Origin of the sequence: Rhodanobacter spathiphylli B39 (assembly GCF_000264295.1) — a bacterium.
GTDB lineage: Bacteria > Pseudomonadota > Gammaproteobacteria > Xanthomonadales > Rhodanobacteraceae > Rhodanobacter > Rhodanobacter spathiphylli.
Map to the genome: position 1 here is coordinate 1 of NZ_AJXT01000068.1, position 1,817 is coordinate 1,817.

Here is a 1,817-nt window from a genome sequence, read left to right on the forward strand (position 1 = left end):
GCGCTTCGTAGTTGAATCCGTCACGAACAACAGGACCGCGGACAGGACGGTTGATGCGCCCGCAACAAATTTCACGGATCTCTTGATCACATTTCTGTCGAAGAACGTGACTTTTGGTTTCATGTTGGACGATTCCCCTGACCTTCTTTCTTTCGCATCATCAAGACTTGTAGCAGTAGGCCTTCGCCGGAGCCTTTGCGGACTATCGGGGTGAGGTTCACTTACTGTCGCGATAAAGTGAACCTGACCTCGATCTTCGAGCGAAACGAGTTCGGCTTGGACGCATTGTTAGGCCTTCTCCCGGTGAAGTCGATTCTCAGTGACCGCAAACTTGGTGAACGCCATACGAGCGCGTATGACAGGCACCTTGTATGGATAGTTAGAAACCAGCTCGCGCACTTGGCCAATTGGAATTTCGCATCTAGCCCCCAAGACAACAGAATTAAGCTTGAGATGCTCGTCGAATGAGCAGAAGTAGAGGCCGCCCTCTGACTGATGCTGAGTCAAGTCAATGAATACGCGGTACTCCTTTTCGTATCTCCAATCATCAAATTTTGTTGCCAGAAGCATCCGGCCAAAATCTTCCGAAGGGTCAGCGCCCAACAAGAGCTCGTCAACCTCCACCTTAGAAAGAGCTTTTTCATAGCTCACCGGAATTGCGAATCGCTCTGTTACCTCAAAACCCAAGGCGATTCCACGATGTTTGTCTGCGTAGTGACTCCATAGAACCGGGTTGGACCAGTCTTTGCTGAAGCAAATCACGCCGCGTGTTTCAGCGATTTGGTTCCGGGTCTGCTGTGCCGCAATTCGGAGTTTCTTATCCCGGATATTTATTGGCAAAAGCTCAAATGGATCGTTCAGATCGCCGATTCGCGAGATCTTGATACGGCGCAGCGCTAGATTGGAGATTGCAAACTCGGCTGATGTGAGATTGTAGAGCCGCATTGCATCTCCAAAAGGACCTAGCGTTTGATTTAAACGGCGCGCGACTTTTTCGCTCGTCTGCTTGGACGAATTGCTACGCCTTGCGCGATGGCGATGGCGATGGCGATGGCGATGGCGATGGCGATTTGAACCGTGAAAGCTTTTCAATGCAAGCGTGGGCATCACGTAGCCACAGTGCAAGGTCCGACCACGAGATCGTGTGATTCGATACCGAAAGGCCACGCTCTAACGGCATGAGAGCAACACTAGTCCCTTGAAGAAATTCTCCCCGTAGCGCAGCCCCCTCCAAGTGAGCCAGTGTGTGCCGCAATTGGGTGATCTGATTCTCTGCCGACTGGTTCAGAAAGCTCAGGTCACGCGGGAGCAATTCCTTTAGTTCAATTTCCGCGGACTTCAGTGAGCGCAGGGCACGCACGTGCTTAATGAATCGCTCGAAATGCCAGATGCAGCTCTCAAAGTGAGTCGTTGCCTCGGCGATATGGCCGAGCCCGAACTCGTCTGGCTTGCGGCCATGGCAAGCTAATATAGCTTGTCGCCCGAGCCCGTATTCTCGTATGGCTGCATCGTGTAAACGAACACAGTTGACGAACAATGCGTGCGTGACGATGTCGGAAGACCCGCCACCCTTAAAGTAGCGCAAAACCGCCGCCCACTCCGTCTGCGCATGTAGCGAAGACAGATCAGGGATATCTGCTGGAGGGAGAAGAGTGTCTTGGGGCATGACGCTGGAGTTAAGCGGTGGCGAAGCCGGAGAATTCCTTACGCAAAAGTGGACCTCCGTGGATCGGCCCCCTGGCCTCCGAACTCAGTCGAGACAAAGGGGACGGAGGTAATTAATCCAATTTAACTACCTCCGTCCCTGAGGTTTCCCC

At 52.7% G+C, this 1,817-nt stretch carries 1 protein-coding gene; it reads right to left on the reverse strand.

The features are described from left to right. Positions 1 to 288: 288 nt before the first annotated feature. Positions 289 to 1,107, reverse strand: a complete 819-nt coding sequence (locus UU7_RS17810) for a DUF2971 domain-containing protein (protein ID WP_083846023.1) — start codon at positions 1,105 to 1,107, stop codon at positions 289 to 291. Positions 1,108 to 1,817: the final 710 nt, after the last annotated feature.

Coding starts and splice junctions, on each gene's coding strand:
- UU7_RS17810 (WP_083846023.1), bottom strand. CDS start 1,107: ATGCCCACGCTTGCATTGAAAAGCTTTCACGGTTCAAATCGCCATCGC.